Annotated in this window: 10 protein-coding genes; 3 read left to right on the top strand and 7 right to left on the bottom strand. The window is 72.9% G+C overall.

What is annotated here, in order from left to right; genetic code table 11:
* Positions 1–30: 30 nt before the first annotated feature.
* Both ACFV9Q_RS09820 and ACFV9Q_RS09815 read left to right on the top strand, forming a co-directional pair.
* The gene (locus ACFV9Q_RS09820) at positions 31–852 is read left to right on the top strand and encodes a carbohydrate ABC transporter permease (protein WP_377234251.1); all 822 of its coding nucleotides are present in this window, start codon (positions 31–33) and stop codon (positions 850–852) included.
* Between the two features lie 58 nt (positions 853–910).
* Positions 911–3,346, top strand: coding sequence for a TIM-barrel domain-containing protein (locus ACFV9Q_RS09815; protein WP_377234250.1), 2,436 nt, complete (start codon positions 911–913; stop codon positions 3,344–3,346).
* Between the two features lie 879 nt (positions 3,347–4,225).
* On the opposite strand, the gene ACFV9Q_RS09810 is transcribed toward ACFV9Q_RS09815, so the two are convergent.
* From ACFV9Q_RS09810 to ACFV9Q_RS09790, 5 genes are all read right to left on the bottom strand, one after another.
* Complete coding sequence (locus ACFV9Q_RS09810) at positions 4,226–5,245, bottom strand: LacI family DNA-binding transcriptional regulator (RefSeq protein ID WP_377234249.1); 1,020 nt, start codon at positions 5,243–5,245, stop codon at positions 4,226–4,228.
* A 139-nt stretch (positions 5,246–5,384) separates the two neighbouring features.
* Complete coding sequence (locus ACFV9Q_RS09805) at positions 5,385–7,526, bottom strand: glycogen debranching N-terminal domain-containing protein (protein WP_377234248.1); 2,142 nt, start codon at positions 7,524–7,526, stop codon at positions 5,385–5,387.
* Positions 7,523–8,401: a carbohydrate ABC transporter permease gene (locus tag ACFV9Q_RS09800; protein WP_377234247.1), complete on the bottom strand. Its 879-nt coding sequence runs from the start codon at positions 8,399–8,401 to the stop codon at positions 7,523–7,525. Before ACFV9Q_RS09800 ends, ACFV9Q_RS09805 begins: the two co-directional genes overlap by 4 nt.
* Entirely contained in the window at positions 8,398–9,534 is a 1,137-nt protein-coding gene (locus ACFV9Q_RS09795; protein WP_377234246.1) for a carbohydrate ABC transporter permease, read from the bottom strand. Before ACFV9Q_RS09795 ends, ACFV9Q_RS09800 begins: the two co-directional genes overlap by 4 nt.
* A gap of 6 nt (positions 9,535–9,540) precedes the next feature.
* The gene (locus ACFV9Q_RS09790) at positions 9,541–10,800 is read right to left on the bottom strand and encodes an extracellular solute-binding protein (RefSeq protein ID WP_377234245.1); all 1,260 of its coding nucleotides are present in this window, start codon (positions 10,798–10,800) and stop codon (positions 9,541–9,543) included.
* A gap of 295 nt (positions 10,801–11,095) precedes the next feature.
* Between ACFV9Q_RS09790 and ACFV9Q_RS09785 the strand changes: the two genes are divergently transcribed.
* Positions 11,096–12,172: a LacI family DNA-binding transcriptional regulator gene (locus tag ACFV9Q_RS09785; RefSeq protein ID WP_377234244.1), complete on the top strand. Its 1,077-nt coding sequence runs from the start codon at positions 11,096–11,098 to the stop codon at positions 12,170–12,172.
* Between the two features lie 123 nt (positions 12,173–12,295).
* Here ACFV9Q_RS09785 and ACFV9Q_RS09780 read toward each other — a convergent pair whose 3' ends face one another.
* Positions 12,296–13,393, bottom strand: coding sequence for a zf-HC2 domain-containing protein (locus tag ACFV9Q_RS09780; RefSeq protein ID WP_377234243.1), 1,098 nt, complete (start codon positions 13,391–13,393; stop codon positions 12,296–12,298).
* On the bottom strand, positions 13,390–13,953 hold the full coding sequence (locus ACFV9Q_RS09775; protein WP_377227395.1) for an RNA polymerase sigma factor: 564 nt from the start codon (positions 13,951–13,953) through the stop codon (positions 13,390–13,392). Before ACFV9Q_RS09775 ends, ACFV9Q_RS09780 begins: the two co-directional genes overlap by 4 nt.
* Positions 13,954–14,033: the final 80 nt, after the last annotated feature.

The following is a 14,033-nucleotide window of genomic DNA, read 5'->3' as shown; positions in this document are numbered from 1 at the left end:
CGATCCTTGCGCCCGGCGCACGTCGGACGTGTGCACCGCACCAACTGGCCGCTGACGATCGTGCTCGGCCTGGCGACGCTCACGGTCTTCGTGCCGCTGTACGTGACGCTGTCGATGGCGTTCAAGACGAGCGCGCAGTCCGCCGACGGCAACGCGTTCTCGCTGCCGGCCCCGTTCAACCCGGCGAGCTTCGCCGAGGCCTGGTCGCTCACGCGGTTCCCGGTCTCGTTCGGCATCTCGCTGGCCGTTGCGGCGATCGCGGTGCTGCTCACGCTGTTCCTCAGCTCGCTGGCGGCCTACGCGATCGCGCGGAACTGGTCGCACCGGTTCTTCCGCTGGTCGATGGTCTACCTGCTCGCGGCGCTGTTCCTGCCGTTCCCCGTCGTCGCGCTGCCGCAGATCCAGCTCACGGCGCTGACCGGCCTGGACAACCCGCTGGGCGTGGGCATCCTGCACGCGATGTTCCAGCTCTCGTTCAGCGTGCTGCTCTACACCGCCTACCTGCGCTCCATCCCGATCGAGCTGGAGGAGAGCGCCCGGATCGACGGCGCGAGCACGTGGCAGATCTTCTGGCGCATAATCCTGCCGCTGCTCGGGCCCATGAACGCTACGGTCGGAATCTTCGCGTTCCTGGCGTCGTGGAACGACTTCATGATGCCGTCGCTCATCATGTCCGACCCCACGTTGCAGACCCTGCCCGTGGTGCAGAACATCTTCCAGAGCCAGTTCGGCACCAACTACAACGTCGCCTTCGCGTCGTACCTCATGGCGATGGCGCCGACGATCGTCGCCTACCTGTTCGCGCAGCGCTGGGTGATCAGCGGCGTGACGCAGGGCGCCGTCAAGAGCTGAGCCTGACCGGCTGAGCCGTCGCGAATCGAAGCACGTACCGCAAGCACCGAGGAGTTCCATGTCAGAGATCGTCGACAGCCTGTCCGTCGTCCGGCCCCTGCCGGAGGCCGCGCCCCGCGCGCGCAGCGAGCAGCAGGTGCAGGGCGCCGGCTGGCGCATCACCGTGCTGAGCGACGGCGTCTTCCGGATCGAGCGCTCGGCGGACGGCGGGTTCGAGGACCGCGCCTCCACGTTCGCGATCCGGCGCGACCTGCCGCCCGCCGACTTCGCCGTGGAGCGGGTCGGCGAGGGCGTCGTGCTCACGACGGCGCGCGCCCGGCTGCGGTACGACGGCGGGGAGTTCTCGGCGAGCGGTCTCGTGGTCGAGATCCTCGGGCGCGACTCGGGGCGCTGGCGGTACGGCGAGCCCACGTGGGACCTGGGCGGCACGGCGCGCACGCTGGACGACGTCGACGGCCGGGCCGAGCTGGAGCCCGGCGTCGTGTCGCGCGACGGCATCGGTGTGGTCGACGACTCGGCGTCGTTCCTGTTCGAGGACGACGGCTGGGTGGGCTCCCGCGTGCCCGGCCGGCAGGACCTGTACGTCTTCGCGTTCGGCCGCGAGTACGGCGACGCCGTCCGCGACCTGTACCGGGTCTCCGGCCACCCGATGCGGCTGCCGCGCTGGGCGCTCGGCAACTGGTGGAGCCGGTACCACCCGTACAGCGACGAGTCGTACCTGGCGCTCATGGACCGGTTCGCGGCCGAGCGGATCCCCTTCTCCGTCGCCGTGATCGACATGGACTGGCACCGCGTGGGCTCCGTGCCGGAGCGGTTCGGCAGCAGCTGGACCGGCTACTCGTGGGAGCCCACGCTGTTCCCCGACCCCGCGAGCTTCCTCGGCGCCCTGCACAAGCGCGGGCTGCGCACCACGCTCAACCTGCACCCGGCCGACGGCGTCCGCGCCTTCGAGGACGCCTACCCCGCGATGGCCCGCGCCCTGGGCGTGGACCCCGACACCGAGCAGCCCATCCCGTTCGACCCGACCGATCCGGCGTTCCTCCAGGCGTACTTCCGGGAGCTGCACCACCCGCTGGAGGAGCAGGGCGTCGACTTCTGGTGGATCGACTGGCAGCAGGGCCGCACCTCCGGGATGGCGGGCGTGGACCCGCTGTGGGTGCTGAACCACTTCCACCACCTCGACGCCGCCCGCGACGGCAAGCCAGGCATGACGTTCTCCCGGTACGCCGGGCCCGGCAGCCACCGGTACGCGGTCGGTTTCTCCGGCGACGCCGTGGTCTCGTGGGAGTCGCTGGCGTTCCAGCCGGAGTTCACGGCGACGGCGGCCAACATCGGCTACGGCTGGTGGAGCCACGACATCGGCGGGCACACCCGCGGAGTGCGTGACGACGAGCTCGCGACCCGCTGGGTCCAGTTCGGCGTCTTCTCGCCGATCATGCGGCTGCACTCCGCGAACAACCCGTTCATCCGCAAGGAGCCGTGGGTCTTCCCGCCGGAGCACCGGGCCGCGATGGACGACGCCCTGCGGTTCCGGCACCGCATGGTGCCCTACCTGCACACCATGAACCACCGCGCCGCCGCCGGCGTGCCGCTGGTCCGGCCGATGTACCACCTGGAGCCGCGGCACGGGGAGGCGTACCGCGTGCCCAACGAGTACGCCTTCGGCAGCGAGCTCGTGGTCGCGCCGATCACCGCGCCCCGCGACGCCGCGTCGCTGCGGGGGAGCGTCCGGGTGTGGCTGCCCGAGGGGCTCTGGACCGACATCTTCACCGACGCCGTCTACCAGGGCGGACGCACCGTCGAGATGCACCGACCCCTTGGGTCCGTCCCGGCGCTGCTGCGGGAGGGCGGCATCCTGCCGCTCGACGCCGGGTCTGATCTCGACGCGACCCGCAACCCCGAGGCGCTGGAGGTGCTCGTGGCGCCGGGCGCGTCGGGGGAGTTCATGCTGGTGGAGGATGCCGAGGACGGCGTGGGCGGTCCGGTGTACGGCGTCGGCTCGATCGGCGGTGCGCCGAGCAGCGATGCCGGACCCGCCGCGACGACCGCGCTGCGCTGGGACCGCGAGCGCGGCGAGTTCCGCATCGAGCCGGTGCGCGGTGACGCGACGGCGGTGCCGGCGCACCGGGAGTGGACGGTGACGTTCCTGGCCGGCATCCCCGCGGGCCCGGTGACGGTGAACGGCGCTGCGGTCCCGGTGGACGGCGTCGACGGCCGGTGGAGCGTCAAGGTCTCCGCGCCGCCGACGGCGGAGATCGTCGTCCGCGTCGAGGGAGGCCCGCTGCGCATCGGCTCGGACCGGACCGAGGCGGCCCGCGTCATCCTGGAGAGCGCGCAGTCGGGCAACCCGGAGAAGCTGGAGGCCTGGGACGTCGTGAGCAGCACGAACACGGTGGCTGAGAAGCTCGCGGAGGTCTCTGCTGTCGACCTGCCGGACTCGGTGCGGGCGGCGCTGGTGGAGCAGCTCGCGGCGGTCGACCCGACACGAGCCTGAGCGAGACAGTCCCGCGCGGGCGTCCCGGCGCGGGTCTTCCGAGCGGATGGTCCTGGGCGGGACTGCCTCACTCGGACGGACCGGTGCAGGCCGGCGGGTGCGGGTTCACTGGTGGGGCTGACTGGCCTGGGTGATTTGTCGGACCGACTGGAGGCAACGTGAGCACAGACGAGGGGTGTCGGCTGGGCTGAACTTCGTCCGGCTGCGCCCTGGATGCTCTGGCTGAGCCGAACTATCCAGCCATGGTGAACTTCGAGCGGCTGCGCCCTGGGTGTTCCGGCTGAGCCGGACTGTCCAGCCACGGCGAACTCCGAACGGCTGCGCTCTGGATGTTCTGGCTGAGCCGGACTGTCCAGCCACGGCGAACCCCGAGCGGCTGCGCTCCGGGTGTTCTGGCTGAGCCGGACTGTCCAGCCACGGCGAACTCCGAACGGCTCCGCTCTGGATGTTCTGGCTAAGCCGGACTGTCCAGGCACGGCGAACTCCGAACAGCTGCGGTGAACGCAGTAAGACCGAACCGGCACCCGCCGAGACCCGCGTCGACTGTCTGTCGAGATCGACACCAGCCGCCGATGCGAGCCGCCGACGCCAGCTGCGCCGCCGGACGCCAGCGCCGGACGCCGCAGCATCAACCCAGTCATTGGGCCCGAAACCAGGGCTGTTTCGGGCCCAATGACTGGGTAGACGGCTGTGCCGCAACACGCACCCCTCCAGCGCAGTGGTGCGCGAGGTCGGCAGTTTGTATCCGTGTCGGCAGTTTGCGTCGAGGTCGGCACAGCCCTGTGCCGACCTCGATGCAAACTGCCGACCTGGTCAGGGAACTGCCGACCTGGGCGCGGACCGCCTGACTGGGTGGGTCGCCGGGCCAGGGGCCCGTGTCTACCGAGGGAGCTTCGGGGCGCTCTCGCGGTACTCGATCGTGTGGCCCACCGTGACGTGGCGGCCCGGGCCCGCGTAGCCCTCCAGGCGTTCCAGCAGCAGGTCGAGGGCCCGCTCCGCGAGCGCCCGGGTGTCCGGCGCGACGGACGTGAGGCTGGGTGCGGTGCTCGCGCCGAGCTCGATGGCGTCCCAGCCGATCACGGCGACGTCGCCCGGGACGTCCAGGCCGTGCCGGCGCAGGGCGCGCAGGGCGCCGATCGCCGCGAGGTCGTCGCGGCACAGGAGGCCGTCCAGCTTCAGGCCGGCGTCCAGCGCGGCGCTGAGCGCCTCCTCGGCGTCGCGGGCGTCGCCGTCCTGCCGCCGCGCGACGAGCAGCGACGGGTCGGCGGGCAGGCCCGCCTCGGCGAGCGCGGCGCGGTAGCCCTCGATCCGCAGCGTGGAGGTCCACGAGATCCGGTCGGTCTCGTGGCCTAGGAACCCGATGCGGCGTCGTCCGGACCGCACCAGGTGCCCGACGGCGTCGCGGGCCGCGGCGACGTTGTCGATCGCCACCTGGTCCGCGCCGTCGGGCTGCGGGTCCTCGCCGAGGAAGACGATGGGCAGGCCGTGCCGCTGGTCGTCCAGGTCCCGGGCGGCCAGGACCTGCGGCTGGAGCACCATCCCGTCCATGATCCCGGCCTCGGGGTCGCGCAGCACGGAGCGCTCGCCGTCCGCCGTGGCGCCCGTCTCCGCGAGCAGCAGCCGGTAGCCGCGCGCCTCGGCGACCCGGGCGAAGACGTGCGCGAGCTCCGCGAAGTACGGCCGCCGCAGGTCCGGGAAGGCGAGCCCGAGCATGCTCGACCGGCCCGTCGCGAGGCTACGGCCGGTGCGGTTGGGCCGGTAGCCGAGCTCGTCGATCGCGGCCTGCACCCGCTCGCGCATCCGCGGGCTCACGTGCTGGTAGCCGCGCACCACGTTGGACACGGTCTTCATCGAGACCCCGGCGTGGTCCGCCACGTCCTGCAGGGTCACCCGGTTCATGACGAAAGATTACCTTTGGCGTCTCGGAGCACGGGACTGAGCACGGGAAAGGTCCGCCGCGGGACCTCCGCGGCGGACCTTCGGGCAGCCCGTGTCAGACAGGCCCGGGCTAGACGGGCCCGGGTCAGACAGGTCCGGGTCAGACGGCGACGGCGTCCGTCCGCGCGCCCGTTACCGCCAGGCAGGTGATCGCCGCTGCCGCCGACCACGCCTGCGGGCGGCAGGCCGCCGGGTACGGCGTGGGCACGCCGGCGCGGGTCGCGGGGTCGCCCCCGTGCAGCTCCGGGACGCGGTACGCGAAGCCCTCGGCGGCCGCGAGCAGCCCGTCGACGGCCTCACGGGCCTGGTCGACGAGGCCCGCGCGCTGCATGCCGTGCACCGCGATGGCGGTGTCGTGCGTCCAGACGCTGCCCCCGTGGTACGACAGCGGCCAGTACCCCGCCGCGCCGCTGGACATCGTGCGGATGCCGAATCCCGTCGACATCGTCGGGCCGAGCAGCAGGCCCGCGACGTGCTCCTCCTCGGCCGGGTCGAGGATGCCGGTGCCGAGCAGGTGCCCGATGTTGCTGGTCAGCGTGTCGACCGGGCGCTTGTCCCGGTCCAGTGCCACGGCGGGGTACCGGCCCTCCGGCGTCTCGACCCAGTACGACGCCGCGAACCGGGTGCGCAGGTCCGCGGCCCAGGCGCGCAGCCCGGCCGGGTTCAGCTTGTCCGACGGCGCGGTGCCCGACGGCGCGGTGCCCGACGCCGCAGGCGCCCCGCCGTCCGCTGATCCGAACGCCTCCAGCAGCTCGGCGCCCGCGAGCGCCGCCTCGTACGCGTACCCCTGGACCTCGCAGAGCGCGATCGGGCCGTCGGCGAGGCTGCCGTCGCGCCACTGGATGGAGTCGCCGGAGTCCTTCCAGCCCTGGTTGGCCAGGCCGCGCCCGGACCGGTCGATGTAGTCGATGAAACCGTCGTCGTCGCTGTCGCCGTGCTCCAGCAGCCACGTCAGGGCGCCGCGGAGCGTGGGCAGCAGCGCGGCGACCTCGTCGTCGGGCATGCCGGCGCGCCAGGCGTCGGCGAGCAGGCACACCCAGAGCGGCGTCGAGTCGACGCTGCCGTAGTAGAGCGGCGGCAGGACGACGCCCTCGCCGGGGATCTCGAGCGGCGTCGCGCGCAGCTCGTGCAGGATCTTGCCCGGCTCCTGGGCGGTCTCGACGTCGTGGGCGGTGCCCTGCAGCCGCGCCAGGACGCGCAGCGTGGAGGCCGCGACGCGGACGTCGAGCGGGAGCGCGAGCCGGGCGGCCCAGATCGCGTCCCGGCCGAACAGCGTGAAGAACCAGGGCGCGCCGGCGGCGAAGAACTCGTCGTCCGGGTGCCCGGGCAGGGTCAGGCGGAGGGCGTCGAGGTCGTCGAGGGCGGTGTCGAGCCAGCGGCCGAGGCGAGGGTCGGCGCCCTCGGGGACGGCGATCCGGGCCGTCGCTGCGGCGGAGTCACCCGCTGCTTCGCCCGCGCCTCCGGTCGACGCGGCGCCGGCCGCGACTCCGGGCCAGGCGCCGTCGGCACCCTGAACCACCATCGCGTCGTCGTGCAGGGCGAGCGTCCAGGCCGCCTCCGCCTGGCCGCGGGCCGGGACGTCGAGCGGCCAGACGGCCTCGATCGTGCCGTCCGGGGCCGAGGTCACCGTGGCGCCGTCGGCGGTGAGCGTGAAGGAGGCGCTGCCGGAGCGCGCCGTCGCCGAGCCGGGCGCGACGGCGACGGTGAGGGTGTCACCGGCACCCTCGCTCCCGCCGCCGTCCGACCCCGCTGCGCCGTCCGAACCCGCAGAGCCCGCAGAGCCCGCCGAACCCGCGATCCCCGCCTTGACCTCGTGCAGGGTCGCGAAGTCGGCCCGCAGGCGCAGCCGCAGCGTGACGCGCGTCGGCTCGGTCAGGTGCGAGGCGACCGTCCAGGTCTCGGCGAGCACCCCGTCGGCGACCCGCCGGTCGCGCACGAGGCGCACCTTCGGGTCGGGCGTCGCGTCGTCCGACCGGCGCAGGAGCCCGCCGAACACGACGTGCGAGGCGCTGTCCGGGGCGACCGAGATGTACTCGACGTCGGACTCGGCGCACTCCAGCACCAGCTCGCGCACGTGCCGGACGTCGCCGTGGTAGACGCCGTCGATCGGCGCGGCGCCCAGGTCGCCGTCCCTGCCGGACCAGACCTGGGTCGGGGCGCGCAGGGCGATGACGGCGTCGCTGAGCAGCGGCTGCAGGGGCGGGGTGGTGGACGTCATGCTCGTCGTCGTGCTCGTCGTCATTCCTTGACGGCTCCTTCGCTGGTGTTCATGATGCGTCGCTGGAACACGAAGAACACGACCGCCACGGGGATGGTCATGATCGCCGCGGCGGCGAGCTTGATCGGGTACTGGCTGCCCTGGCTGAGCTGGCCGCTCGCCAGCGACGCGACGCCCTTGGTGAGGGTCGTCAGCTCGGGGGACTGGGCGGCGACGATGAAGTGGCTCAGCTCGTTCCAGGAGCCCTGGAACGACAGGATCACGATGGTCACGAGGGCGGGCCGGGCCATGGGCAGCACCACGGACCAGAAGATCCGGAACGTGCCGGCCCCGTCGATGCGCGCCTGCTCCTCGACGGACCTCGGCACCGACTCGAAGAAGTTCTTCATGATGAAGACGCCCGCGGCGTCCACCAGCAGCGGCAGCACCATGCCCGCGTACGAGTCGTAGATGCCGAGCTGGTTGATGACCAGGAACTTGGGGATCAGCAGCACCACGGTGGGCACGGCCATGACGGCGACCAGCGCCGCGTAGACCACGCCGCGCCCGCGGAAGTTCAGGCGGGCCAGCGCGTAGCCGGCCAGGGAGTCGAAGAACACGCGCCCCGCGGTCACGAGGATCGTGACGACGGCGGAGTTGGCGAACCACACCGGGAAGTCCGAGCGCAGGAACAGGCGGCCGTAGGCGGCCCAGGTCAGGGGGTCGGGGACCAGCGAGACGGGGTCGGCCGCGGCGTCCGCCTCGGTCTTGACCGACGTCGCGAGCTGGACCAGGAACGGGTAGACGTAGACCAGCGCCAGCAGGACCAGCAGCGCGTAGAGGCCGAGCTGCCAGGTGAGCGCCTTGCGCGGCATGCGGTGGCGGGTGCGCAGCGGCGGACGGCGCGGGGTGCGGTTCATCGGGCGTCCTCCGTCCTCGAAGCGACAGCGGCAGAGGTCGCACGGCGACGTCGTCGGGCCCGCCGCGGCACGTCGGGACTCTCGCGCAGGACCCAGCGCTGCAGGATGGTCAGCAGCACGATGATGACGAACAGGATGAAGGCGATCGCCGCGCCCTGGCCCCATTCCTGGGACAGGAACGCCGACTGGTAGCTGAGGTACGCGGGCGTCAGCGTCGTCTTGCCGGGGCCGCCCTGCGTGCCGGTGTAGATCTGGTCGAACACCTGCCAGCAGCCGATCAGGCCCAGGGTCAGCACCGTGAAGAGAGTCGGCTTGAGCTGGGGGAGCGTGATGCGCCAGAACCGCTGCCAGGCGTTCGCGCCGTCGACCATCGCGGCCTCCTCGACCTCGGGGGTGATGTTCTGCAGGCCGGCGATGAACAGCAGCATGAACGTGCCGCTGGTCGTGAAGATCGCCATGAGCACGAACGCCGACATGGCCACAGAGGGCCCGGCCAGCCAGTCCCACCACGTGACGCCGAGGAAGCCGTGCTGCGTGAGCGCGTCGGGCCCGCTCGTGACGCCGAGCGCGCCCAGCAGGTTGTGCAGCACGCCGCTCGGCTCGTTGAACCAGTTGGGTCCGGCGATGCCTACTCGGGCAAGGATCGTGTTGACCACGCCCGACGTCGAGAACAGGAACAGCCACAGCACCGTGATGGCCACGGAGCTGGTCACGGACGGGAAGTAGAAGGCGGTGCGGAAGATGCCGCGGCCCCGCAGCACCGCGCGGTTGACCAGGACCGCCAGGAACAGGGCGAGGGCGGTCTGCAGCGGCACGACCAGCAGCACGTACCAGGCGTTGTTGCGCAGCGCGACGCCGAAGTCGCGCTCGGCGAGGCCGCCGCCCGTGGTGACGGCCGCGTAGTTGTCCAGCCCCACGAAGCCGACGCCGGCCGACAGCGGGCTGCCGCGCCCGGACCAGTCCGAGAAGCTGACCCAGAGCGCCATCAGGACCGGGACGAGCAGGAACACGCCCAGGATCACGAGCACGGGCAGGGTGAAGAGCCAGCCGGCCACGGCCTCGCCGTGCCGGATCCCGCGGGGGGACCCGGCACGGCGGGGCGCGGCGTCACGCGGCGACGCGAGAACGGACATCCGTGCCTACTCGGCGATCGCTTCGAGGTTCGACTGTGCCGTGTCGAGGATCGCCTGCGGGTCACCGGTCTTCAGCGACTCGAGCTGCGCGTTGAGGTCGGTGATGACGTCGGACGCGCCGGCCCAGTTCGGCGGGAACTGGGCGTACGCGGCCCCGTCCAGGAACGCGGAGAGGTCCGGGTTGGCGCTAGTCCAGTCGGCCGCGGCCGACTCGATGGACGGCATCGGGCCGAACGCCTCGGAGAACGCGAGCTGCTGCTCGGTGCTCGTCAGGTGCTCCACCAGGCTCAGCGCGGCCTCCTGGTTCGGGCTGTCGGCGGCCATGCCCCAGCAGTTCGTGAACTGCAGCGTGCCCTGGCCGGCGGGGCCGGCGGGCAGCTCGGCGACGGTGTAGTCGACGTCGGGGAAGTCGTTCGTCAGCGCACCGGTGACCCAGTTGCCCTCGATGACCATCGCGGCCAGACCCTTGCCGAGAGCCTCGCCGCCCCAGCCGGCGCCGAGGTCGGCCGCGTACGCGAACGTGCCGTCCTTCAGGTGGGACTGCACGTAGGTCAGACCCTCGACGCTGCCCTCGCTGTTGGCGACCGGCTCGCCGTCGACCACGAGGCCGCCGCCGGCCTGCGCCATGAAGGTGCCCACGCGCTGGTACTCCGCGCCGAAGGAGAGGCCCACCTGGTCGTCGGTGGTCAGCTTCTCGGCCACGGTGGCCAGCTCGTCCCACGTGGTGGGGAGATCGGCGTCGGTCAGGCCGGCGTCCGCCCAGAGCTGGGTGTTGATGACCAGGCCGAGCGTCGAGAAGTCCTTGGGCGCGCAGTAGAACGTGTCGTCGACCGTGAAGTTCTGCACGAGCGACGGGTAGAAGTCGTCCTTGTTCGCCAGCAGGTCGCCGTACGGCTGGAGCGAACCGTTGTCCGCGTAGCCGGCGATCGCCTCCGGAGCGAGGTAGAACAGGTCCGCCGGGGTGCCGGCCGCGAAGCCCTGCGAGAGCTGCTGGGGCAGGTCGCTGGCGACCTGGACCTCGGCCTCGACGCCGGACTCCTCGGACCACGCCGCGACCGCCTCGGTCACCGCGTCGGTCTCGGCGTCGCCGGACGAGCCGATGAGGATCGAGAGCGCGTCGTCGGAGCTGGTCAGCTCCGCGGCGCCCGCCGGGGGCTCCTCGGCGGTGTCCTCGAAGCCGGAGCCGCCGCAGGCGGTGAGCGTCAGCGCGCCGGCGACGAGCAGGGCGCCCGCTCCGACGAACTTTCGCGAGATGGGCCGTGTCATGTCTCTTCTCCCTTGATGAGGCACGTGGTTCGTGACGTGGTGCTGTTTTTGACGAGATGCTGCGTCCCGCCGTCGCGCTGGTTCTTGACGACGTGCGAGTTTGAACGATCAAATTATGCTGTGCAGGAGGTTATGGAGCGCTCGGGTGCGGTGTCAAGGTGGACGATCCCGCGGACGGCGCACCTAGGATGACGTTCCGGACATCACGTTCCGGATACTCACGGAGGCACGCTGCCTCACGACGGCAGACGGTCTCACGAGCACACGCAGGCGCGGCGAACGGAAGGGGAGCACGATGACCAAGGCCCCCACCGTGGAGGACGTCGCCCGCGCCGCGGGCGTCTCCCGCCAGACCGTCTCCAACGTGCTGAACGCGCCGGACATCGTGCGCGCGCCCACCCGCGAACGCGTGGAGCTGGCGATCGCGGAGCTCGGTTACCGCCCGCACGCCGCGGCCCGCCGCCTGCGCACCCGGCGCAGCTCGACGATCGGCGTGCGCCTCGACCCGTACGCGGGCGGCATCTCCGGCGTGGTGCTCGACCGCTTCGTCCACGCCCTGACCGAGCGCGCCAGCGAGCGCGGCATGCGCATCCTGCTGTACGCCGCGCGCACGCCCGCCGACGAGATCGAGCGCATCGGCGACCTCGTCGACGGCGGCGAGATCGACGCCGTGGTCCTGACCGGCACGTCCCACGAGGACACGCGCACCACCTGGCTCCAGGAGCGGGGCGTCCCGTTCGTCTCGTTCGGCCGCCCCTGGCGGTCGGACGGCGAGGGGGCCGGCTCGGGCTCCGGCGATGGCGTCGACGTCGGCGTCGGCGTCGGCCAGCATTCCTGGGCCGACGTCGACGGCGCCGCCGGCACCTACGCCGCCACCCGCCACCTGCTCGACCAGGCGGGCCCCAAGATCGCGTTCCTCGGCTGGCCCGAGGGGTCCGGGACCGGCGACGACCGCGCCCGCGGTTGGAGCGAGGCAATGGCCGACGCCGGGTCCGCCGGCCCCCGCTGGCACACCGAGGAGAGCGTCGGCCTGGCCCGCGAGCTGACCGGCGCGGCGCTCGCGGCGGACCCCGCCGTGGACGCCGTCGTCTGCGTCAGCGATTCCCTGGCGATCGGCGCGCACCTGGCGGCCACGGCGCTCGGCCGGCCGGACCTGCCCGTGGTCGGGTTCGACAACACCCCGGCCGCCGAGGCGCTGGGCATCAGCAGCGTGGAGCAGCTCCCGGAGCAGGTCGCGGCCGGGGTGCTGGACCTGCTGATGGGCCCCACGGGCGGCGTCGTCCTGAGGCGCGACCAGCGCGACCAGGCGGAGGAGGCCGCGTACGTCCTGGTCGAACCCCGCCTGGTGGTCCGCGGAACCCCCATCCCCTAACCGGGTCCCCGCTACCCCACCCGGTCTCTCACCGCCCAACCCGGTCGTTGAGTGCTGGCTATTTGTGCTCTTTCGGCCGCGGAAGGCGCAAATAGCCAGCACTCAACGACGGAGTTGGGCGGGTTAGGGGGTGGCCGTGGCCCAGGGCGTGCCGTCCTGGGTCGTCAGGCGCACGGAGACGACGTCGCGAACGGGGACGCCGAGCACACCGCCCGCCGAGCACGTGCCGGTCGTGACGACGCACGAGCCGAGGGAGATCTCGCGGGTGTCGTCGCTGCGGGGGTTGTTGTTGGTGTTCCCGGGGTTGCCGGTGCCGGGCGGCGTGCCGGCCTCCGAGGCCCTGCGGTCGAAGGTCGTGTGGCCCGGCTCCGTCGCGTGGACGCCCCTGCCGTACGGAGTCGGGACGACGGCGTCCGGGTCGCCCGTGTTCTCTGTGTTCGCGACGACGGCGGTGACGTCGTAGCTGGCCGCCGGCCCGGCGTCGCGCACCACCACATAGGCCCAGGAGGGGTCGCCCTCGTAGAGGAAGACGGTGCCGACCGAGCCGGCCGCTGAGTCGCCTGCCGTGCCGTCCGCCGAGTCGTCCGCAACCAGGTCGGCGGCGGTGAGGTAGCGGCCGTGCGCCGTGTCGAGCGTCGTGCGGTACGACGCCGCCAGCTCCCGGTCCGGCGCCGTCACGACCCACACGCTCGCGCCGCCCGCCACGAGCAGACCTGCGCCGAGCGCGGCGGCGAGGACGGCGCGCCGGGCGCCGTGCCGCCGGACGGTCGCGGGGCCGGACGACGCAGGGCCGCGCGTCGACCGCCCGGGTGCTGTCGGACCGGCTCCGGCGACGGCCGGCGGGCCGTCCAAGGCTCCCGGCTCGACCGGAGCACCGGGTGCGCGGCTCGTCGGACCGGCGTCGGGACGCGCCGGGTCGCCCGCGAGCCGGGCCAGCACGCGCCCTTCGAAGTCGGCCGGGGGCTCGTGCTCCGGCACCAGGAGCAGCACCTCGTCGGCGGCGTCGGCCAGCGACGACAGCTCGTCGCGGCACCGGTCGCACGTCGCCAGGTGCGTCATGACGGCGGCCCGCGTCGCGCCGTCCGCGACCCCCAGCGCCACCTCGGTGAGGGCATCGCGCAGCTCGGCGCAGCGGTCGCCGCTCCTGCCCGAGCCGCTCCCGCCTGGCCCGTTACCGCCCGGCCCGCTCCTGCCTGGCCCGCCCCAGTCCGCCCCGTTCATGGCCGTTCCTCCTCCCGGCTGCTCGCCAGCTCGTCGCGCAGGTGCCGCAGCCCCAGCCGGATCCGCGTCTTGGCCGTCCCCAGCGGCACGCCGGTCCGCCGCGCGATCTCCGCCCCGCTGAGCCCGAAGACCGCCGCGAGCACCACCGCCGTCGCCTGCTCCCGGGGCACGTGCGCCAGCGCGGCGTCCACCGTGGTGCCGGTCGCCACCCGGTCCGCGAGCAGGTCGGGGTCGGCGACGGTCTCGGCCGTGATCCGCTCCGCCATGATCACGGGGTCGACGGGCACGTCGCGCCGCACCCGCAGCACGTCGATCGCGGCGTGCCGGGCGATCGCGAGCAGCCACGTCGTCGCGCGGCCCCGCCGCGGGTCGAAGCCGTCGGCGTGCCGCCACGCGCGGACGAAGGTCTCCTGCGCCACCTCCTCGGCGACCGCGGGGATGCCGACCACGAAGAGCGCCAGCCCGTAGACCCGCGCCTGGTGCCGGCGCACGAACACGGCTGCCGCGTCCGGGTCGTCCGCGGCCATCCCGGCGAGGAGCGCCTCGTCCGATGCCGTCATGTCCCTTCCTACGTGCCGGGACCCGTCTCTGGATCTCACCCCGCCGGATCTCGTCGGCCTGATCTTCGGCTCGAACCTGT

This window comes from Promicromonospora sp. NPDC059942 (genome assembly GCF_042731755.1).
Classification (GTDB): domain Bacteria; phylum Actinomycetota; class Actinomycetes; order Actinomycetales; family Cellulomonadaceae; genus Promicromonospora.
The sequence above is the reverse complement of the archived record's forward strand: the minus strand, read 5'-3'. Positions and strand labels throughout refer to the sequence as shown.